Origin of the sequence: Nocardioides sp. Root682, from assembly GCF_001427795.1 — a bacterium.
In the GTDB taxonomy this organism is placed as follows: Bacteria; Actinomycetota; Actinomycetes; order Propionibacteriales; family Nocardioidaceae; genus Nocardioides.
Map to the genome: position 1 here is coordinate 228,008 of NZ_LMHJ01000003.1, position 21,575 is coordinate 249,582.

Annotated in this window: 12 protein-coding genes; 6 read left to right on the top strand and 6 right to left on the bottom strand. The window is 66.6% G+C overall.

Going from position 1 to position 21,575, the window contains the following annotated elements; all coding sequences use genetic code 11:
• The first annotated feature begins 213 nt into the window (after nucleotides 1-213).
• The 4 genes from ASD84_RS16385 (at nucleotide 214) to ASD84_RS16400 (ending at nucleotide 10,405) form a co-directional block, all read left to right on the top strand.
• Nucleotides 214-2,781 (top strand): ELWxxDGT repeat protein, encoded by a 2,568-nt coding sequence (locus ASD84_RS16385; protein ID WP_056712796.1) that lies wholly within the window; start codon nucleotides 214-216, stop codon nucleotides 2,779-2,781.
• Between the two features lie 240 nt (nucleotides 2,782-3,021).
• Entirely contained in the window at nucleotides 3,022-4,383 is a 1,362-nt protein-coding gene (locus ASD84_RS16390) for an RICIN domain-containing protein (protein ID WP_056712798.1), read from the top strand.
• Between the two features lie 136 nt (nucleotides 4,384-4,519).
• Nucleotides 4,520-8,593 carry an ELWxxDGT repeat protein gene (locus ASD84_RS16395; protein ID WP_056712800.1) on the top strand — a complete coding sequence of 1,358 codons (4,074 nt, stop codon included), beginning with the start codon at nucleotides 4,520-4,522 and terminating at the stop codon, nucleotides 8,591-8,593.
• 141 nt (nucleotides 8,594-8,734) lie between these two features.
• Nucleotides 8,735-10,405: an alkaline phosphatase D family protein gene (locus ASD84_RS16400; RefSeq protein WP_156392031.1), complete on the top strand. Its 1,671-nt coding sequence runs from the start codon at nucleotides 8,735-8,737 to the stop codon at nucleotides 10,403-10,405.
• 16 nt (nucleotides 10,406-10,421) lie between these two features.
• Here ASD84_RS16400 and ASD84_RS16405 read toward each other — a convergent pair whose 3' ends face one another.
• Both ASD84_RS16405 and ASD84_RS16410 read right to left on the bottom strand, forming a co-directional pair.
• A complete protein-coding gene (locus ASD84_RS16405) occupies nucleotides 10,422-11,189 on the bottom strand; it encodes an SDR family oxidoreductase (RefSeq protein WP_056712804.1) in 768 nt (255 codons plus the stop codon).
• A complete protein-coding gene (locus ASD84_RS16410; protein WP_056712806.1) occupies nucleotides 11,186-12,706 on the bottom strand; it encodes a hypothetical protein in 1,521 nt (506 codons plus the stop codon). Before ASD84_RS16410 ends, ASD84_RS16405 begins: the two co-directional genes overlap by 4 nt.
• Nucleotides 12,707-12,936: 230 nt before the next feature.
• Here ASD84_RS16410 and ASD84_RS16415 point away from each other — a divergent pair, with 230 nt between their 5' ends.
• Nucleotides 12,937-15,192 (top strand): RICIN domain-containing protein, encoded by a 2,256-nt coding sequence (locus tag ASD84_RS16415; protein ID WP_056712813.1) that lies wholly within the window; start codon nucleotides 12,937-12,939, stop codon nucleotides 15,190-15,192.
• Nucleotides 15,193-15,415: 223 nt separating this feature from the next.
• On the opposite strand, the gene ASD84_RS16420 is transcribed toward ASD84_RS16415, so the two are convergent.
• The 4 genes from ASD84_RS16420 to ASD84_RS16435 form a co-directional block, all read right to left on the bottom strand.
• Nucleotides 15,416-15,625: a hypothetical protein gene (locus tag ASD84_RS16420; protein WP_056712815.1), complete on the bottom strand. Its 210-nt coding sequence runs from the start codon at nucleotides 15,623-15,625 to the stop codon at nucleotides 15,416-15,418.
• 43 nt (nucleotides 15,626-15,668) lie between these two features.
• The gene (locus tag ASD84_RS16425; protein ID WP_235531148.1) at nucleotides 15,669-16,559 is read right to left on the bottom strand and encodes an SDR family oxidoreductase; all 891 of its coding nucleotides are present in this window, start codon (nucleotides 16,557-16,559) and stop codon (nucleotides 15,669-15,671) included.
• A 123-nt stretch (nucleotides 16,560-16,682) separates the two neighbouring features.
• Nucleotides 16,683-20,243 carry an ATP-binding protein gene (locus tag ASD84_RS16430; protein ID WP_156392033.1) on the bottom strand — a complete coding sequence of 1,187 codons (3,561 nt, stop codon included), beginning with the start codon at nucleotides 20,241-20,243 and terminating at the stop codon, nucleotides 16,683-16,685.
• Between the two features lie 26 nt (nucleotides 20,244-20,269).
• On the bottom strand, nucleotides 20,270-20,731 hold the full coding sequence (locus tag ASD84_RS16435; protein WP_082573673.1) for a low molecular weight protein-tyrosine-phosphatase: 462 nt from the start codon (nucleotides 20,729-20,731) through the stop codon (nucleotides 20,270-20,272).
• A 182-nt stretch (nucleotides 20,732-20,913) separates the two neighbouring features.
• Between ASD84_RS16435 and ASD84_RS16440 the strand changes: the two genes are divergently transcribed.
• Nucleotides 20,914-21,504: a TetR/AcrR family transcriptional regulator gene (locus ASD84_RS16440; protein ID WP_082573675.1), complete on the top strand. Its 591-nt coding sequence runs from the start codon at nucleotides 20,914-20,916 to the stop codon at nucleotides 21,502-21,504.
• Nucleotides 21,505-21,575 lie beyond the last annotated feature (71 nt).

Sequence of the window (21,575 nt, forward strand, 5' to 3'; positions counted from 1 at the left end):
GAACGGTGAACCAGGCGCATCACGCGAGGGTCTTGCCCCAGAAGCCAACGGTTGCGTCAACGGATCCGGCAACGGCCCAGGGGGTGTTCGGCGGACGCAACGGTTACCTCAACGCATGGGAATTACGTTGGCCGTCTGACGGTGGACAGACGAGAAGCCAACCTGCGCCTTGGACGTTCGCCGCCGCCTGTACGCCACGCGAGGAGACGCCCCATGCTCAAGTCACACGTACGAACCGGGATGGTCGACGCGCGCCCGCACTTGGCCGTCCTGGTCGTCGCGGCGATGAGTCTGGGGCTTCTCCTCGTTCGGCCGACGACCGCCGAGGCGGCGCCGCTGGACAGCGTCGCGATCCTCGAGGATCTTCGCTTCGGCTCGGCGAGCGGCAACCCCCGCGAGTTGACCGACGTGGCCGGGAACCTGTTCTTCGCGGCCACCGACGAGGGCGACACCGAGCTCTGGATGTCGGACGGCACCTTCCTCGGCACGAATCAGGTCCACGACATCAACCTGGGGCCGACAAAGAGCAGTTCCCCACGCGAGCTCACGGCCGTGGGTCGGACCCTGTTCTTCGCCGCCTTCGACGGCAACAACACCGAGCTCTGGAAATCTGACGGCACGCGCGTGGGCACCCAGCTGGTCAGGGACCTCGCCGGCCCTCAGGACGCGGCGCCCATCGAACTCACCGCGGTCGGACGCACGCTGTTCTTCTCGGCATTCGACGGGAAAGGGCGCGAGCTGTTCAAGAGCGACGGCACCTTCGGCGGAACGGGCCGGGTCAAGGACATCGGGCCCGGTGATCAGAGTGGCCATCCGCTCGGACTGACCGATGTCGCGGGCACGCTGTTCTTCACCGCGGTCGACGACGGCGGTCGCGAGTTGTGGACATCCAACGGCACTGAGGCTGGAACCGTCCGGCTCAAGGACATCAACCCCGGCAGCGCGGACAGCAACCCGACCGCGCTGACCGCAGTCGGCGACACCCTGTACTTCACGGCCTACAACGAGAAGAGCAGTGTCGAGCTGTGGAAGTCGGACGGGTCGCCGGCGGGGACGGTCATGGTCAAGGAGCTCCTGCCGGGGGTCCTCAGTGCCTTCCCTGTCGGACTCACCGCGGTGGACGACACCCTGTTCTTTGCGGCGTCAGACGGTGAACACGGCAAGGAGCTGTGGACGTCCGACGGCACAGCAGCCGGAACCGGCCAGGTCGCGGACCTCGCAACCGGCCCCAGCGCGAGCCAGCCGACCGAGTTGACGGCTGTCGACGATCGGCTCTTCTTCAGCGCCAACGTCGGCGGTGAGCGGGAACTGTGGACCTCGGACGGAACGGCCAACGGGACGACCAAGGTCAAGGACATCAACCCGGGCGTCGCCAGCAGCACACCCAACCAGCTGGTCGCCTTCGGTGGTGTCCTCTACTTCTCCGCCCTTGACGCGGCCAACGGTCGTGAACTCTGGAGATCCGATGGAACGGGCGTCGGCACGGAGCGGATGAGTGACATCGTCGCGGGAGCCGGAAGCGGGGAGCCGAAGTCCCTGACGGCTGCGGGCCCGATTCTGTACATGTCTGCCGACGACGTGGTGCAAGGTCGCGAACTGTGGTCGGCGAAGGACACGATTGCGCCGGACACCATCATCACCTCAGGCCCTGCGGAAGGATCCGCCACGACTGCCTCTCGGGTCACGATCGGATTCCGCTCCGATGACTCGTCGGCAACCTTCGAATGTCGCGTCGTCCTGTCTGTTCCGGGCGACGTCCTCGCGTCCGTCCCCGCGTTCAAGCCCTGTACGTCGGCCGACGCGCATGTGCTGGATCCGATGCCGCCGCCCGGCACTACCGTCGACTTCGCGGTCCGCGCCCTGGATGGGGCCGGGAACCTCGACTCCACGCCGGCCCGACGGACGTTCACGACGGCAGCCGCCGTACCTCCGGTCGCGGTCGATGACGTGGTGACCGTGGTGGAGGACGCAGGGCCGACGAAGGTCGACGTACTGGCGAACGACAGCAACCCGCAGGACGGCCCCGTGACGATCGTGTCGGTCGGACAGCCGGGCAAGGGGACGGCCGTCGTCGCGGAGGCTGGGTCGCTGATCAGCTATGAACCTCATCCGGACCAGTGCACCGATACGGACGAGGCAGACACGTTCGGGTACACGCTGAACGGCGGTTCTACAGCGAAGGTCAGCGTGACGATCGTGTGTGTCGACGATGCGCCGGTGGCCGTCAATGACGACGCGACAGCACTCGAGAACGCGGTCGACGTCAGCCTGGACGTGTTGGCGAACGACACCGATCCCGATGGTGGTCCGCTCCTGATCGCGTCAGTGACGCAACCGAGCAATGGCACCGTGCGGGTCGTCGATGCCGGATCCGGACTCAGGTACTCACCCACGCCCGGCCACTGTTCAGACCCGGGGGAAAGCGATTCCTTCGAGTACGCACTGAACGGTGGATCCAGGGCCACGGTCACGCTGACCGTTGCCTGTGCTCCGCGCCCGCCGGACGACTCCACGCCCCCGGAGACCGTGATCACGACCGCGCCGAACCTGCTCACCAGCTCGCTGTGGCTGGCGTCGACGGGAACCTTCTCGTTCTCCTCATCGGAGCCTGGTTCGACGTTCGAGTGCCGGGTCGACACCGGTCCCTACGTCGCCTGCGCCTCGCCGCACCGCCTCAGCGTTCCGTTCGGCCAGCACACCTTCGCCGTACGCGCTCGAGATGCCTCCGGGAATGTCGACCCCACCCCGGCGACTCTCCGGGTCCTCCAGTTCGGCCTGTAGAGGTCGGTGACGATCGACCATCGGGCAGCCGCCACCATGCTCGACGACGGGCTCGTCGGGAGGGCGACCTCGGGTAACGTCGACGCGCTCGGCCGAGCGCTGATGGAAGCGGCGGGTGGCCTCGCAACGGTTTACGCAACGGTTCGTCTGCATCGTGGGGTTTCTTCATAGGTAGGCCATCACCGCTTGTGGACTGACTCGGCACCACTCCCGATGTGACCATTCAATCGAGGTGTCGCCATGATCAACCGCTGCCGAATGTTCCCGCTCCGCGTCGCCGTTGTCGTCGCGGCCACGTTGGTCTGTCTTGGGGCTGTGCAAGGCGGAACGCCGTCCGCCGGCGCGGTGTTCGCCCCCGAGGTCGTTTCGTTCGACGAGCCGACTGAGGCGGAGCTGCGTGACCAGTTCATGGCCGAAGAGGCCTCTCTTGTGGCCGGTGCCGATGACCTGCTCATCAGCCGCCAGTCGAGCGTGACCAAGAGCGGCACGACCACCAACTTCGTGATCAAGGCGTGGGTCAAGAGCGGGTCGACGTATCTGTACCACCAACTGTGGGGCTGTGAGCGGAGGTGGACGAGGCCGAATGCGTGCAGCAACTTCGAGGAGCGCCGCGCGGAGTTCTTCGCGGCAGCACTGAACGTGCTCCACCATGAGCGCTCGTCCAGGGCCACCAACGGGTTCAACGTCCCCAAGCTGTTGAACAAGAACGAGATCGACTTCTACGGGGGAGTGCCGTTCTTCCTGGTCAACAACCTGAGCAGGGAGAGGAACCAGACTGAACCCAGCCCCTCTCACACCTGCCTGGACGTGATCGGCGGCTATGCCTGGGTTACTCCGGGCACTGGGCTGCAGTTGCGCGGATGTGAGTTCGACCGCGCCGAGCCGTCGAGCACCCTGCCGACCGATCACATCTGGCGCTTCGTTCCGGGGACGTCCCTGCTGCAGAACGTCCTGTCCGGTCTCTGCCTCGATGTTGCGGGACCGGTGACGACCCAGACCGACGGCAGTCCGGTCGTGGTGAGCGCGTGTGACTTCAATGGCGGCTGGGAGACTGCCGACCAGCGCTGGGGACTGCACCCGCTCGGCTACCTGGTCAACCTGGCATCCGGCCGCTGCCTGGACATGAACGGCGCGAGCACCACGAGCAACGGTGCCGCGGCGCGCGTGGTCAACTGCGAGTACGGACTGAGCGCGAAGCTGAACAGTCCCGGTTCTTCTCAGGGCCTCACCGCAGCAGACTCCACCACCGATCAGTCGTGGAGCGTGTCGGGCCTCGACAGCGGCCTGCACCCCACACTTCCGTCGTACCCGGCGCTGGACGGTCGTGTGGTCCCGCCGCAGACCACGATCACCGCTGCCCCGCCCCACACGATCACTCACTACGACGAAGTGAACATTGCATTCACCAGCAACATGGTGGGATCCACCTTCGAATGCAGTTTCAACGATGGCGGCTACGTGCCCTGCACGTCACCGTTCACGCACGACACCTTCCGTGGGGAACGCGGGGACTACTCCTTCAGGGTGCGGGCGACCAACCGGTACGGCCTCACCGATCCGACCGCTGCAGTTGCGCTGTGGGCCGTCGTGGAACCGTTCTGAACCGAGCGCTGGGCCTTCGAATGCACCGCAACGGTTTCGACAACGGTCGGCGGCCTACGTTGCCCTATTCATTCAAATCCTCGGGATCACGAAACGGCGGAGGCGCTCACCACGCCTGTCGCCCGAGGAGATGCTCATGTGGATGACCAATGACCACCGGTCCATCGATCGCCGAACGCGGCGTAGCCTCTCGGCGGTCGCGATGTTGGCCCTGGCCGCGACGCTGCCTCTGGTCGCCCCCCTGGTGCCCGCAGCCGTGGCCGGTCCGCCGGACAGCGTGTCGCTCGTTGCGGACGTCAAGGCTGGCGCCACAGGAAGTGACCCAACCGGCCTGCTCGACATGGGTGGCACTCTCTACTTCGCGGCCACCCAGGGTGACCGCGAGCTCTGGAAGTACGACGGCTCGGGGCATTCTCTGGTCCGTGACATCAACGCGGGAGCAGGTAGCAGCGACCCCCGAGAGTTGACCAAGCGCAGTGCGTCAGTGTTCTTCTTCAGTGCGACTGGGTTCGGCGGTCGTGAGTTGTGGAGGTCCAACGGCACCGCATCCGGCACCGCGCAGGTCGGAGAGGTGAATGCGGGCAGTGCGAGCAGCACACCCACCGAGCTGACCATGGTCGGCAGCACGTTGTTCTTCAGCGCCTTCGACGGTACGGATCGCGAGCTCTGGAAGAGTGACGGCACCCTGGCGGGGACCGTCCAGGTCAAGGACATCGCCCCCGGCGCCGGTAGCGGCGACCCCCAGGACCTGACCCAGGTCGGGGGGACCTTGTTCTTCACCGCGGCCGACGCGGGCGCCAGCAGCCGCGAGCTGTGGAAGTCGGACGGCACCGCCGCGGGGACGGTGCGGGTCAAGGACATCAACCCCGGCACCACGGGCAGCCTTCCGCTCAGACTTACCGCGGTGGGCTCGACACTGTTCTTCTCGGCGATGAGCGGCACGGGATCTCACGAGCTGTGGAAGTCGGACGGGACCTCCGCGGGCACCGTCCGGGTCGCGCAGAACGCCCTACTCAGAGCGCCTGTTGAGCTTACGAATGTCGGCGGCACTCTCTTCTTCTCGGCGACGACGACCGCACAGGGCAGGGAGCTGTGGAAGTCCAACGGCACCACTGCCGGAACCGTGCAAGTCGCCGACATCATCCTCGGCGACCAGAGCGGCGAGCCGACCGAGCTTGCCGCTGTCGGCGGGCGGCTGTTCTTCCAGGCAGGAGCGGAGACGAATCGTGAGCTCTGGACGTCGAACGGCACCGCCGCCGGTACGGTCCGCGTCAAGGAGATCAATGTCGCCGGAAGCAGTAGCCCGGCCGAGCTGACCGAGATCGCCGGCACTGCCTACTTCGCGGCAACCGACAGCACGCACGGGCGTGAGCTGTGGCGTTCGGATGGCACCGCTGGCGGAACCGTACGGGTGGGCGACGTCGCAACGGGCGCCGCGAGCAGTTCGCCGACGTACCTCACGGCCAGCGGCGGCCAACTGTTCTTGTCGGCCGACGACGGCGCCAGTGTCGGTCGCGAGGTTTGGCGCACGATGGACAGCATCGCGCCGAACACGTCGATCACCTCCGGTCCGGCCGAGGGATCGACGACTTCGGACACCCCGATCACCCTGGGATTCGCCTCGGACGACCTCCCCTCGACGTTCCGCTGCCGTTTCACCCTGACGGCGCCCGGGCAGCAGCCGGGAACACCGCCTGCCTTCGGCTCGTGCTCGAGCGCGAACTCCCACACGCTGACTCCCGTTCCGGCGTCCGGCACGCTCGTCACCTTCGAGGTCCGCGCTACGGACGCGGCCGGCAACGTCGACCCCACGCCCGCGTCGCGCACCTTCACTGTCGTCGCGCCTGACGCTCCGCCGGTTGCCGTGAACGACGAGCTCACTGTCCTGCGCGAGATCGGTCTGCCGGCCGCACTCGACGTGTTGGCGAACGACACCGACGCGGATGGGGGTTCGATCAGGATCGAGTCGGTCACCCAGCCGACCAACGGGTCGGTCGAGATCGTTGATGGAGGCGCGAGCCTGTCCTACGAGCCCAGCCGGCAGTACTGCAACGACTCGGGCCCGTTCACCTACACACTGAACGGCGGGTCGACCGCGACGGTCAGGGTGACGGTGCTGTGCGGTGACTCGCCTCCCGTTGCGCAAGACGACGATATCTCCGTGGTCCGCGAGACCGGTCCGTCCCTGCTCGACGTGCTTGCCAACGACAAGAATCCTGACGGCGGCCCCATCCTGATCGAGTCGGTCGGTCACCCGCGGCACGGGTCGGTGGAGATCGTCGACTCGGGATCGCGCCTGTCCTACGAGCCGGACCGGGACGTCTGCACCGACTCAGGCTCCTTCACCTACACGCTGAACGGTGGATCCACAGCAACGGTCATGGTGAGGGTCAGTTGCACCCCGGTGGACCGGGCCCCGGTCGCGGTCGGCGATTCCGCCACTGTGCTCCAGGACGCAGAGGCCACCGGGATCGATGTGTTGGTCAACGACACGGATGCTGACGGCGGCCCGATGGTGGTGGAGTCGGTGACTCAGCCGTTCAACGGCGCGGCGGCGATCACCGGATCGGGTTCGGGCTTGACGTACACACCGAACCGCGGTTACTGCAACGACACCGTCGGCGCACCGTCTGATCGTCCCGGTCCGCCGGACACGTTCACCTACATGTTGAACGGCGGCTCGGTTGCCACTGTTTCGTTGAGAGTGACCTGCACCCCGGAGCCGGTGGACCTGCTGCCGGTGGCGGTCGATGATGCCGCGACGGTGGCCCAGGACGCAGAGGCCACCGAGATCGATGTGCTGGCCAACGACACGGACGCTGACGGCGGCCCGATGGTGGTGGAGTCGGTGACCCAGCCGACCAACGGCACGGTCGCGGTCTCCGGATCCGGTTCGGGTCTGACCTATGCACCGGACTCCGGCTACTGCAACGACGCTGGGGCCCCGGATAGGTTCACCTACGCGCTGAATGGCGGGTCGACAGGCACCGCCGAAATGGCGGTCACCTGTGTCCCGGAGGTGGTGGACCAGAATCCGGCTGCAGTCGATGATGCGGCGATCGTCGTCCAGGACGTGACGGCGAAGCAGATCAATGTGCTGGACAACGACACGGATGCGGACGGTGGTCCGATGGTGGTGGAGTCGGTGACGCAATCGACCAACGGCGCGGTGGCGATCACGGGTTCGGGTTCGGCTCTGACCTACACACCGAACCGCGGGTACTGCAACGACGCCGAGGCCCCGGACACGTTCACCTACACCCTGAACGGTGGCTCTACCGCCACGGTCACCGTAAAGGTCATCTGTGGCACGTTGACGGTGGACAAGGCTCCGGTTGCAGTGGACGATGCCGCGACGATTCCCCAGGACGCGGAAGCCACGCAGATCGGCGTGCTGGCCAACGACACGGATGCTGACGGTGGTCTGATGCTGGTGGAGTCAGTGACGCAGCCGGCTCACGGCGTGGTCGCGATCACGGGTTCGGGTTCGGGTCTGAGCTACGCGCCGATCGTCGGGTACTGCAGCGACGTGGAGGCCCCGGACACGTTCACCTACACATTGAACCGCGGTTCCGTGGCAACGGTCGCGGTGACGGTCACCTGTGAGCCGGAGCCGGAGCCGGTGGACCTGGCGCCGGTGGCGGTCGATGATGCTTCGACCGTGGCACAGGACGCGGAGGCCACCGAGATCGATGTGTTGGCCAACGACACCGATGCCGACGGTGGTCCGATGGTGGTGGAGTCGGTGACGCAGCCGGCTCACGGCGTGGTCGCGATCACGGGTTCCGGTTCGGGTCTGAGCTACGCGCCGCGCGCTGGGTACTGCGAGGACGCTGAGGCCCCGGACACGTTCACCTACACGCTGAACGGTGGTTCGACCGCCACGGTCGACATGAGTGTCACCTGCGACGAGGAGGCGCCACCCCCGGCGGATACGACCGCCCCGCAAACGGAGATCACGGGCACCACGAACCTCCTTGGGTTGTCGCTGTGGCTGTCGCAGAAGGGCACCTTCACCTTCACCTCCACGGAGCTGGGGTCGACCTTCGAGTGCAGGGTCGATCAAGCTGCCTTCGAACCGTGCACGTCGCCGCATGCTGTGACCATCCCGTTCGGCACCCACACCTTCGCGGTCCGCGCCATCGACCCGGCCGGGAATGTCGATCCCACGCCGGCGACGAGCTCGGTCCTCGTCGCCGGGCTCTTCTAGCCCGGAACTGCTGGCCTGGCTCTCTGCTGGCCGGTCGGCCGCGAAACGGTTTCGACAACGGTGGGTCCTCGATACTCCGACCGACGACGAACACGTCGGCGTTGGAATCGGCTGCCTGCGGTCGAAACGGAAGGTGAGATCTTGAGGGCAGTTCTCGGTCGTCGCGGAATGCTGGCTGCGTTGGGTGCTGGCGGGGCGAGCGTCCTGGCATCGGGCGCTCGTGGACATGCCTCAGCAACGGTCACCCCCTTCCTGCACGGCGTTTCGTCCGGCGACCCCCGGCCCGACAGGGTCGTCATCTGGACCCGCGTCACCGTCTCGCCGGACGCCCACCCGGGATCTGGCATCGGCGCCGCGGTGAGCGTTACCTGGGAGGTCTCGCAGGACTGCGATTTTCGACGGCTCGTCAAGACCGGCACTGCGGTCACCGGGTCGGCCACCGATCACACGATCAAGGTCGATGTGCGTGGCCTGGAGCCCGGCCAGCGGTACTACTACCGGTTCCTTGCGCTCGGAAGTGCGTCCCCGACCGGCGCCACGAGGAGCGCAGCCGCTCGCGACAGTGTGCGACCCGTCAGGTTCGGCGTCGTCTCATGTGCCCACCATGAGTGGGGTCACTTCGCGGCGTACCGCCACCTGGCCGGGATGGAACTGGACGCGGTCCTCCACCTGGGTGACTACATCTACGAGTACCCGCGTGACGCCGTCGTCGCCGGGGTCTCGAGCCCGTTGAAGTCGCGGGGCCATCTGCCCATCCACGAAACCGTCACCCTGCAGGACTACCGCATGCGCCACGGTCAGTACCGGCTCGACGCGAACCTGCAAGCCATGCACGCCAAGCATGCGGTCATCGCGATCTGGGATGATCACGAGATTGCCAACGACGCCTGGCGCGAAGGTGCCGAGAACCACGGGCCTGGCGAGGGCGACTTCCCGGCACGGGTCAACGCGGCTCGTCAGGCGTGGCTCGAGTGGCTCCCGGTGCGCCCCGACCCCCACGATCCCGCCGAACGTATCCATCGCAAGTTCGAGTTCGGACGACTGGTTGACCTCTGGATGCTCGACGAACGGTCGTACCGCGACGAGCAACCGGCCAGCGCCCTTCTTGGCTACGTTTCGGTGGATCGGGCGGTGACGGACCCTGATCGCACCATGCTCGGCCGATCCCAACGGGACTGGCTGGTCGGTGGAGTCAGGAGCTCGACCGCGACGTGGCAGGTGCTGGGCAACCAGGTGCCGTTCTTCCCGCTCCAGGTCGGGCCGGCCCTACCTGGACAGGTGGCTGCGCTGTTGAAGCCCCTGGCCGGCAACATCCCCCTTGCCGTTCCGCCAGCGCTGTACGTCGACGATTGGAACGGGTACCAGGCAGAACGGCAGCATCTCGCGAAGGCCTTCGAGGGCGAGGCGAACGTCGTCGTGCTCACGGGCGACGTGCACGAGACCTTCGTCTGCGACATTCCCAAGGACGCCGGCAGCTACCTGCTGACCCGCGCCTCCAACGCCGTCGAGTTCATCGTTCCGGGGGTCAGCTCCCCATCGATCGCGCGCGGGCTCAACACGGTGGCCACACCTGTGGGCAACCTCGTCGACACCATCCTCGAGACCAACCTCGCGCTGGGCAGCCCCTGGGTGAAGTATCATGAGGGTTTTGCGAACGGATTCGGCGTCGTCGACTTCACGGAGTCGCGCGTGCACTGCGACATGTGGCACCTCGACGATGTCACGGACCCACGCTCAGGAGCACGGGTGGCGGTCTCGTACGCATCCAGGCGGGGGACTAGGCGAGCGGTACGGGTACAAGCCGCGCTCTAGCCCTTTGAGCCCAAGGTCAGCGTCGGGGGTTCAGTAGTGGTTCGGTCCCGCCGTCAGCGACCAGGACCGCCCCGACCACCAGCGAGGCCGCATCGGACATCAGGAAGTTGATGGCAGCGGCGACTTCATCCGCCCGTCCATCGCGGCCCAGCGGACTGGGATAGGCGTCAGCGAAGACGCCGAGCTCGGGGTCTTCGCGAAGCCGGTCCGTCATGGGCGTTGCGATCAGCCCCGGCGCCACGGCGTTCACGCGGATCCCGCAGCCCGCCCATTCGGGGCCGATGCCCTCGCGCCGGGCCCACCACGCGAGGGCGGCCTTGCTCGCCGGATAGATGTGTACGGCGTCGTGCGTGGCGGCGAGCTCGCGGGCCTTGTCCTCGTCCCCGTCGAGACATGCGTCGGCGACGTCCTCGGGCCAGCCGGGTTGACACGCCGTCGAATTCGATGACAGCAGCACGACGCTCGCGCCACTGGCGGCGGCCAGTTGGGGCCGGAGTTGCGTCACGAGAGAGATGGCACCGAAGTAATTCACCGACACCACGAGCTTGGAGTCGACTCCGGTCAGGCCAGCGACGCCCGCGCAGGGCACGACACCGTGCACGACGTCTGTGAGTCGCCGGACGCCCTGTGCAGCGCTCGCGCGGCCATCCGGGGTGGCGAGATCGGCGACCACGTCGGCGTCGTACAGGTCGATCCCGATCACCCTGTGGCCGCCTGCCCGGAACAGGGCTGACGTGGCGGCGCCGATCCCCGACGCGCTGCCGGAAACGACGAAGGTGCTCATGGGCGGTCCTTCAGGCGAACCATTCCGGTCAGCGTCGCGATGTACGCCGCCCCGTCCGGACCGAGATAGATCGCGGCGTAGTGGTTGTTCCACTGGATGCCGGTACCGGTGAGCTTGCTCCACGCGGTCTTTCCGGTCCGAATGTCGATGGCCGTCAGGTACCAGGCGTCAAGGGTGTCGCGCCTCGGTGGCTTCGTGTAGGCGTAGAGCAGGCCGTTGCCCAGCGAGGCCTTGGCCACCGAGGTGGGCGCGACCGAATTATTTGTCCACGCGACCGGACAGCCGCCATCCTCGATCATCACCCGCGAGATGCCGGCCGTCGTGCTGCGGCCGAGGAGGGTGGAGAGGGGGCTGGTGTAGCCGTAGTTGTTCTCGACCATCACCGAGTTCCCAGCGGCGACGAGGCTGTTCTCCGTCGCGCTCGCCCCGTCGCCGAAGACCGGGGTCGTGCAGTGCAGCCGGTTGGTCACACCGGTCCGCCGGTCGTAGACGAGGACGTTCATGCGCGGCTCGGCGTTGTCCGTCACGGCGATCCAGCGGTCCCCGATCAGGGTCGGGGAGGTGCCCGAACCCTGAGAGAGCTGGCCCGGCTTGGTGCGGTTGCCACGATCGTAGGTTTCTCGCCAGGTGACGGTGGGTGTCCCGTCGACAGCTGCGTCGAAGCGGTAGGTCGCGTGTGTCGTCACGGCGTACACGCCGCCGGTCTCGTCGGCGGAGACGGAGTTGAAGATGTCCTCAGTGGTGCTCAGGGTGTGCACCGCTCCCGTCGCCAGGTCGAGGGTCCCGACCACGCCCGACTGGGTGAAGAACCAGGCGCGGCCGGCCCAGTCGAGAGTCAGCGCGACCAGGCAGTCGTCCGGGTCGGCCAAGTGGGTGGCGAGCGGCCAGGATCGTTCCTTGGCCAGGCCGCTCTCACCCGTCTGGACGACCTCCCATATCTCGCCGCTGGTCGTGAGCGCGAGGGCGCGATCGTCGGCGGTCAGTACGAAATAACTACCACCACACAGGTCGGTCAGTGGATTGGACGCGGAGAGCAGGTTGCGTCCAGGCATCGGCAACTCCGCCATGGGCGTCAGCGTGGTCGGGTCGATCAGCATCATCGTGAATCCGTCGAGACCGCCGCAGAGTGCCTCAATGCGGCCCCGCGAATCGAAAGTAACCGTGGCGCATTCACGGACTCCGTACATCGCGGAGGTGACCCTGGGACTCTTGCCCAGCGGACCGGATCCGCTGTAGGCGTCCGAGCTGTAGCTGTCGTTGTGCATGCTGCTGCGCCCGTTGTCGGCGAGATGCGGATTCTGCGGGATGGGCGGATGCGCGATCGGCTGAGGTGTGGCCGGGCTCCCGACGTAGGACGGCACCAGCAGGTCCGTTGGCAGCGAAGGGATCGGCACCCCGCGCAATGCTGGGATCGGCGGCAACGTCAGGCCGTCGGCCATGGCCGACGAGGACTGGCCGACGACGGCGAGGGCGACGCTGAGCCCGAGGCCGAGCACAGCGAGCGAGCGTGAAGTCATGGCTTATAGTAACCATATGGTTACGACAGGTCAATGAGTGATCGACGTAACACTTCATGTAACGGTCGCCACAACGGTCGCTTGGCACCGTGCGTGGCACCTTCCGCACAGCGGACCATGACAGCGGTGTTGCGTAGCGCAGTGCATCGTCGAAGTGGTCCGGCGACCTAGGAGTCACACCGTTGAACCACTTCCTTCGCTCGTCCCGTTCCCGATTCGTTGGTCTGGCGATGGCCGCAGTCTCCGTCGGGCTGGTGCTCGGCGGCACGGATGTCGGTGCCGCTGCTCCCACCGCAGTTCCTCGGCCGGTCACTGCAGCCGCGGTCGCATCCTCCGACGACCCCGACAGCCTTCCGGAGATCCTGAAGGATCGCGAATGCGGGAAGACGAAGGGCTACCTGTGGGTCGGCGGCATGACCATCATGAGCTTGCTTCCGGGGGTGAGCATCCTCTCGCCGCTCGGGTTCGCCTCCGCATTGGGCACGATCGGGTACTACGGCACCTGTGTCCTGGGCGTGAACGAGGCCAGCACCCTGGTCCTGATGATCAAGGACATGGAGCGCGCGGCCGGCGCCGTCGTCGACCAGCAAGCACTGCAGAGCGTCTATGCGCGGTCCACGGATCTCATGCGCACGCTGGAGCGTGAACGGCCGAATCTCGAGAAGGTCGACACCATGACGTCGGCGGAGCGCGCCGGCTTCGCCATCGTGATCCAGACCGTCGGCAACAGCGCCTCGCTGCTGGAGGCGGAACTCGAGAACCTCCCGTGGCAGGCGCTCCCGGCGGTCGCCGTGGTCGGTGCAGTGAAGAACGGTGCCTACGCGCTGTCGTACCTGCTGAGCCCGCCAGGACTGAACAAGGATCACCTCAGGAAGGTCGTGATGCCGGCTGAGCTCGAAGAGACGCGGCAGTTGGTGGCGACGCAGGAGGCGCGTTACACACGGTTCGTGACTGACGAGGTGTCGTTGAGGCGGGAGTCGCGGTCGGGCCAGGAGCCGACGATTCTCGCGCGAGCCACGCGAGGGAACGGGCGCTTCGTCTACAGCAAGGACTGGACCTGCACGAAGTCAATCTTCGGGAATGGCTGCGATCTGTTCAGCCAACGGCGAACCGAGTTCTTCGCTGCCGCACTCGCCAAGCACCGGGAGGTGCGGCACGCCATCGGGGGAGTATTGGCCGACGACTACCTGCAGTTCAAGAACGAGTTGGACATGTATCGGGGCAAGTCATTCTTCCTCATCAACAACAGGTCGCAGCGCACCGGGACCACGGTGGCGAGCATCAGGTACACGTGCCTCGACGTGAAGGGCAGCCCGGGCAAGGCTGCGGGAACACCCGTGCAACTGGCGGACTGCCAGTTCGCACAAGCGGGGACGAGCGGAGCCCCGTCGACGGATCAGGTGTGGCGCTTCGTGCAGGGCACGGGGCGCCTGCAAAATTTGCTGTCCGGTCGTTGTCTGGATGTGGCGGGACCTGCGTCGCAGCAGGCCGAGGGCAGCAACGTGGTGCTCTCCGACTGTGTTGCCGGGAGCTCGCCCGAACATGCCGACCAGCAGTGGGGGATGCACCCACTGGGCTACCTCGTCAACCTGTCCAGCGGTCGGTGCCTGGACATGACCGGTGCCGCCACGATCGACAACGGCGCGCTCGCGCGGGTCACCACCTGTGAGTACGCATCCAGTCCCATGCCGCGCCCGGTCTTTCCCTTCGCCGGAGGCGTCAAGGGCTATGACAACTTCGACGGCTACGAGGGCATCGGCACGTCGACCGGCATCGACGGTGGAGACCCCGCCACCGACCAGTCGTGGAGCCTGGGGTACGTCGGGATCCGGACCGGACCGCTGGCCAGCCAGGGGATCGGTAGAGACCGTCTACTGCCCGCTCCGCCGCCGCCGTACGACCCGGCCGATGCTGTTGTGCCCGAGGTGATCGTGGACACGACCCCGCCGGAGTTGGCGATCTCGGATCTCGTCCAACGGGAGGGTACGACCAGTGCGGTCGTGGAGTACTCGGTCGATGAGACCGCGCAGCGGGTGGAGTGCCGCGTTGACGACGAGGAGTTCGTCCCCTGCTCCTCCGGGTACGAGACGGCCCCGCTGGCACACGGCGAGCACCGGTTGACCGTTCGTGCCGTCGACGAAGCAGAAAACGCTGCATCGGACCAGGCGACGGTGGTGATCGATGCTGCCGCGCCGGTGACCACGATCGTGTCAGGCCCGAGCGGGACGACGACGACGGTAGATGCGGTCGTCTTCACGTTCGCCAGTTCCAAGCCCGCATCCACCTACGCATGCAGGCTGGACGAAGGAGCTTTCGCGCCGTGCACCTCCCCGACCGACTATGGCCGGCTGGCCGCGGGCACGCACACGTTCGAAGTGCGCGCAGCCAGCAACCACAACGGGCTCACCGACCCAGCCGGCGCCAAGCGCTCCTGGACCGTGCGCAAGTGCCTGCTTGCCTTCCCGGGGCAGCCGTGCCTCTTGTGAATCACCCCGAACTGCAACGGTCTCTGCAACGTTGGCCTGCGATGCTGGAATCAGCCGCCGGACCGGAGACAGTCGGGCGGCGCCGGACCCCTCACCGTTGACAGTCGTGGAACCTTCCCCCGGGTGACCCGGCGCGTCTGCACCATACGGAGAAGCCGGCTTGGCGGGCCACCCTGGAACCCAACCCCATCCTGAGATCCAGGGTGGCCCGCGTTCTCGGCTTTCAGGACGTCCGGAGGAAGGCGTCGGCTTGGTTGCGCAGTGCGACGGCCGCGGCGCGATGGCCGATGGCAGACGGGGGATGGGGTGCCCAGTAGGGAACGGCTGCCGCTTCGGACAACGCGATGGCGTCCTCGTGTCGAGCAAGGTCCAACAGGATCTGGCGCAGCCGGATCGCGACCGTGGAATCCGGGGCTTCAGCGTCGCTCGTCATGGCTCATCGTCTGTGTGTGTGGTGCGAGTCGAGGTGTCCTAGATCAGGACGCGGCCGTCACGGGGGTCCATGAACTGGCGCTTGCTGCTCGCTCGTTGTAGGAAGGCTCGGCCCACAGGTCGCACGCCATCGGGTCGGGCCGCATCGGATGCAGCATGGCGTCGGAGCCGCCGTCGATGAAGACGACAGATCCGACCATCAGGCTCGCCGCGTCGGAGAGGAGCAGGCCGACCATCGCGGCAACCTCGTCGGGGCGGCCGGGTCGGCCCATGGCGGTGGGATAGCTCTCGTCGAACACATCCACCTCCGAGTCCTCCGGGAGACGGTCTGTCATGGGCGCAGTGGTGGGGCCTGGGGCCACGGCATTGATCCGAATGCCGGCGTCGATCCAGTCGGGGCCGACACCTGCTTTCCGGGCCCACCACGCGAGTGCTGCCTTCGTTGCCGGGAAGACGCGGACGGCATCGATGTCAGCAGCAGCTTTGCAGGCCGCCTCCTCGTCGTCGCGCAGGCATTCTTCGGCCACCGGCAGGTACCAGCCCGGCTGGCAGGTCACCGAGTTGGACGAGATCAACACGACACTGGCACGGCCCGCGGCCGCCAGTTCACTGCGAAGTCCGCGAACCAGAGCCAGTGCGCCGAAGTAGTTGACCGAAACCAGGCGTTCAGGGTCGAGGCCGCTGAGTCCGGCGATCCCGGCGCAGGGGACCAAGCCGTGGATCACCTCGGCCTGGGCCTTGATCTGCTCGATCGCATCGGCGCGGCCCTCCGTTGTTGCCAGGTCGGCGACAACCTCGGCGTCGTGCAGGTCGACGCCGATCACCCGGTGATCCTGTCGGCGCAACATTGCCGTCGTTGCTGCTCCGATGCCGCTCGCCGAGCCAGAGACGACGTACGTGCGGGCCATCGGGAGTTCCTGGATTCGACGTGTCATGGCAAGACGTTAACCAATAGGTTACGCAACGTCAACCACTTGGTTACAACCATTTGGTTACACTCGAGAATCGGGGCGTGGCCGACCTGCGGCCGCAGGGTGGAGCCGGTTGTCGAGCCCACCTCAAAGGGCGAACATCGGCCCCTGCGTCCAGCCCGTGCGAAGGTCGCTGATGCGCTGCTCCAGAAGCCCGAGTCCGCGCCCCTCACTGAACATCTCAACGGATCCGATCAGGACTTCGGCTCGTGCCACGTCCTCGGGTGCGCCTCGGCGGATCAGGGTCGCAGCCGATTCCACGTCGGCCCATGCGATGAGCAGGCCCGCAGAAAGGTCCTGGCCCTGACGCCGGGCGTCGGCCAGGTGAGCGAGAGCCCGCGGGTGATCGCCCATGACCTGGGCCATCTGGCCGAGCCTCTGGCTCACGAGCAGGAACCCTCGGCCGGAGCCGGCCATGGCTATCCAGCGCGGCGCGGCCTCGAGTTCACGGTAGATCGTTCTCGCCGCCTCGCGGTCTCCGATTACATGTGCCGCATCGGCCAACAGGCAAGCTCCCATGCCCCAGAGAACGTCGTGCTGCAGTCTGATCCCATCCGGACCGACCAACTCATCGAGAGACCTCTTGGCTTCCTCGAACCGGCCTGCCCGGGCAAGGACCATCGTCATGCCGGAGCGCCAGACGCCGTCGTGGACCCCTTCGGCGGCGAACTGGGCGGCCAGGTCGGCGACCTCCTCGGCGCGTCCTTGTTCGACCATGCGCTGAACCGTTGCGGCGGCGCCGCCGTCCGCGGCATCCGATCGAGCTCCCATGGCCGTCTCGGTGGCAAGATCGGCAAGACGCTCGGATTGCTCCAGGTGCCCTTCGATGAAGGCGAAGGTAGAGGCCCATGCGTGTCGGAAGTACACCCAGAAGGGTTGGCGTACCCCCTCGACGATACGGCCGAAGCGTTCGACTGCTGACCGGATCTCGGTGGTCCGCCCTCCCTCCACCAGTGCGAGTAGACGATGCGCTTCGCCTTCGAGCCGGCGTTCGCCGCTCCCGACTTCCCGACCGATTTCGATGAGTTCGGAGGCAGCCGCCAGCCGCGTGTGCATCGGGTAGCCCGGCGCCCGGAATGCAAGCAGTAGGGCGTTGAGAGCATCGGCCAGGACTTCGCGATCGTTGCTCTCGCGGGCGAATCGAACGGCTTCGACTGCCACTCCCGACGTGCGAGCTCGGTCCCCGGTCGAATGGTCGATCCTGCTGAGGCGGGCGAGAAGTTGGGCTCGTCGGGCTGTTGGGTGTTCAGGCAGTCGTCCAAGTGCCTCCCGGGTCATGAGGTCCTCATCGGCTTCGAAGGCGTTGAGCTCGAAGTACCGCTCGTGGCCGATGGCCGCATCGGCCATCAGCTCAGGATCGTCGAGTTGGGTGGCGATCTCGAAGGCAGCGCGGCGAGAGAGTCGTGAGTCGTCGCGGCTGCCGGAGCGCCACTGTGCCGCGGCCAATCCGAGCAGCAGGCCGCCCCTGTGTCTGCGTGAGTCAGGGCGATCAGTCAAGAGTTCGAGCGCTCGCGAATAGTGCTCGGCACTGGCCTCGTACGCCAACTGTCGCTCGGCGTGGTGCGCAGCTCGCTCCGCCCAGTCGACGGCGGTCTCCAGTTCAAGGCCGACGGCGGCGGCGGCGATTCTATGATGCACCAACTCCGGAAGGTGGAGATCGAGCTCGCTGCCTTGCCAGTGCTGCTCCAGTCGCTCAGCGTTCTCGAGGTGCGTGCGGCCAAGGCGGGCCGGGGAAGTGCTCGCGATGAACGCTTCGCGAATGAGGGGGTGGGCGAAGGCGAAGGCCCCGGGTTCACTCTTGGACTCGACCGTCAGGCCCGCCGCAGTGGCCGCTTCCAGTGCGGCGAGTGCGACGGCTGCCTGAACTCCGGCCGCGACCGCCAACTCGATCGGACGTGCGACTCGACCCAGTGTTGCGGCGCGGACCAGGAGGTCGCGGTCTGTCGCGGCGAAGGTCGCGAGCCGGTGCATGACGAGCTGTCGGATGCCTTCGGGAACGGGCCATTCGCGCACGTCTTGGCCGTCCGGCCATGCGGCGGTCGGATCCTGGCACGCACAGAGGTCCCGGGTGAGCTCTCGGGCGAGCAAGGGATTGCCGCCCGTCCGCCGGCTGATCGCTTCGACGAGGGATTCGGGAGGTGGGCCCTGGATCTCGGCCTGAACCAGCTCTCGAATTTCCTCGTCGCCAAGTCCCTCGAGCGTGATCGTGGTCAACTCGCGCTCTCGACGGACCTCGGCGAGCAGGTCGGCGAAGCCAACCGACTGATCGGCTGCGGTGTTGCGGTGCGCGATCAACAGGGTGACGTCGAGGTCGCGGACTGCTCGTTCCACGTGCAAGAACATCAACTGAGTCGGTCGGTCAGCCCAGTGCAGATCATCGAGAATGAGCAGCACCGGCACGGTAGTCGCCAGCTTGCGAACGACGTACGCGACCGCCTCGAACAACCGGTACCGGTCCGTGTCGGGCTCATTGGTCGCGGGCCGCGGATCGGCCTCGGCCAGTTGGGGAACGATCCGAGCCAGGTCGACTCGGGTACGACCCAGGAGTCGCTCGACATCTTCGTTACTCAACGAACGCACAGCGTGCCCGATGGCTTCGATGAACGGCTGGTACGGCACGGCCATGCCCTCGTCGCAACGCCCGAAGAGCACGATGTGGCCGTCGTGTCCTGCGTGGGCCGCTGCCTGGGTGATCAGTCGGGACTTGCCGATCCCCGGCGGGCCCACGACGGTGAGAACTCGACTGCCGCGTCGAGAGTCGTCTCGTCGGTCGATGACTCGCAACTGCGCATCACGTCCGACGAAGCTACGCTCAGCGGCTGCGAGAACGGGAGGCGGCAGTGGGATCTGGTCCGGGCTCCAGATGTCGGTCGCCTGCTGGGTGGCTGAGGAGCCGAGATCCTCGTCGCGCAGGATGGCGGCATGGAGTGCCTGGAGTTCGGGACCGGGCGACGTGCCCAGCTCTTCGAGAAGCTGCTGACGCACGGACTCGAACACACGCAGCGCTTCCGAGGCCTCACCGCTGCGGGCCAGGGCCAACATCAAGAGGGCGTGGCTTCGTTCCAGATAGCCGTCACGCTCCACCAGTTCGCGGGCCGCGGCGATCGCCTCGTCCCCGAGGTCGCCGCCAGCCAGCGAACCCATGTCAGCGATACAGCGCAGCATGTCGCTGAGCCCGCGCTCCACGGTCCGTCGTGTCCGGTCGAGCCACTCGCCTTCCATGTCGGGCAGAAAGCTCCGATCGAGGATGTCGACGGCAGCTCGTGCGTGGTTGACAGCAGCCTCGGCGGCCCGCGCTTCGCGGTCCGCGTCGGCCGCGGCCATCAGGACGCGGGCGCGGGCGAGGTCGGTGTCCAGGTCACCGATGGCGAGCCGGAGTCTCGGCCCATCCTCCAATGCATGGGAACCGACGGCGTCGCGGATCCTTGACAGGAGGGTGCGCAGATTGGCGCGGGGGTCGGCGGGTCGATTGTCTGACCACAGGATGTCGACGAACTCGTCCCGTGTCGCACCGGTGGGATGGTTCACCGCGAGGAAGGCCAACGCCTTTCGCCCCTTGCGTCCCGGCAGCGCGCTGGTGACGTCCATGCCGGCAACTTCGACGGAGAAGCCGCCGAACAGTCGAATCTGGATCTCTGGGCCGCCCACGCGGTCCTCCTTCGTCTGTAGGACCGTCACTGTCTGTTGGCGGCCATTCGGGCGACGATTGCTGTCGAGGTTCGCACCACGGTGTTGAAGACCTCACGAAATCCCTCCTCGTCGCCGAAGAACGGATCTGGCACGTCGCCGGGGCCCTGTGGGTCGAACGACCGGAAGAGCCGCAGTTGGCCGGGCGCCACGTCGGTGAGTTCATCAAGGTCATCGCGGTTGCGTGCATCCATCGCGAGCACCAGGTCGCACTCGTCGAACCAACTGAGGTCGAACTGCTGGGCCTGATGGCGGCTCGGGTCGTAGCCGAAAGCTTGCAAAATGGTTGCGGCCCGGTCGTCAGCCGGTTCGCCAGAGCGGCGGACGTCGGTCCCCGCGCTGACCACCTCGACATCGAGTCCGGCGTCTGCCACGAGCTGTTCAAGGATCACCTGCGCCATGGGGGATCGGCAGATGTTGCCGAGGCAGACCACCGCAATGCGCTTCACGTGGAGGGCTTCGCGAGAAGGAGGGGGCAACGTACGTACCGCCTTCGGGGCGTGCGGGCCAGGGCCGAGGGTGGCACTGACGGTGCTCTGATATTAACCGGTTGGTTACAGGTTGGTCAACCATTTGGTTACTGGGTTTGAAAAGGACGCGAGAAGTTGGAACCATCTGGTTAACTTGCGGCATGACTAATGCTGACCCCGCAGCGGACGCCAAGCCACATGGTCGCGAAGAAGTGCGAGCGGCCACGCTCGCGGCCACCCGAGAGCTCCTTGCGGAGCGGGGGCCGGATCGATTCTCGGTCCGCGACATCGCAGCCCGTGCCGGGATCAACCACGCGTTGGTATTTCGCTACTTCGGTTCCAAGAGCCAGGTCGTCGAGGAGATGTTGGCCCAAGAGGCTCAGGCCGTCGCCGAGGCAGTCAAGGCCTCCGGCGCGGTCGCGAGTGGCACCTCGCTCGAGGACGTGATCCTGCGCTTGCTCGGCCTGCTGGCCGAACGGCCGACCTACTGGCGGGCGCTGGTGAACGCAGTGCTTGACGAGCCGGGTGCAGCGGTTCAAGGCAGCGCTTCAACAACCCAGGTGTTCGCGAACCTTTGGAGCAGCGGTGACCCTGGGGCCGCGGATGCCTCGGCTGTCGCCGGCGTAGTCGTGTTGGGGTGGCTGATCTTTGGGGACTTCATGGTCGAGGCGACCGGCGCGGACAGCGACGCTGTCCGGCGGATGGTGGTCGCACAGGTGACGGACCTCATCGCGCCCGCCTACGTGCCGTAGGGATACCCAGGCAGTTGGCGCGGGCTCCAACGGTTTCTTCAACGGTGCGGCAGAGACCATTCGGCACAGTC

Coding starts and splice junctions, on each gene's coding strand:
- ASD84_RS16385 (WP_056712796.1), top strand. CDS start 214: ATGCTCAAGTCACACGTACGAACCGGGATGGTCGACGCGCGCCCGCAC.
- ASD84_RS16390 (WP_056712798.1), top strand. CDS start 3,022: ATGATCAACCGCTGCCGAATGTTCCCGCTCCGCGTCGCCGTTGTCGTC.
- ASD84_RS16395 (WP_056712800.1), top strand. CDS start 4,520: ATGTGGATGACCAATGACCACCGGTCCATCGATCGCCGAACGCGGCGT.
- ASD84_RS16405 (WP_056712804.1), bottom strand. CDS start 11,189: ATGAGCACCTTCGTCGTTTCCGGCAGCGCGTCGGGGATCGGCGCCGCC.
- ASD84_RS16410 (WP_056712806.1), bottom strand. CDS start 12,706: ATGACTTCACGCTCGCTCGCTGTGCTCGGCCTCGGGCTCAGCGTCGCC.
- ASD84_RS16415 (WP_056712813.1), top strand. CDS start 12,937: ATGGCCGCAGTCTCCGTCGGGCTGGTGCTCGGCGGCACGGATGTCGGT.
- ASD84_RS16420 (WP_056712815.1), bottom strand. CDS start 15,625: ATGACGAGCGACGCTGAAGCCCCGGATTCCACGGTCGCGATCCGGCTG.
- ASD84_RS16425 (WP_235531148.1), bottom strand. CDS start 16,559: ATGACACGTCGAATCCAGGAACTCCCGATGGCCCGCACGTACGTCGTC.
- ASD84_RS16440 (WP_082573675.1), top strand. CDS start 20,914: ATGACTAATGCTGACCCCGCAGCGGACGCCAAGCCACATGGTCGCGAA.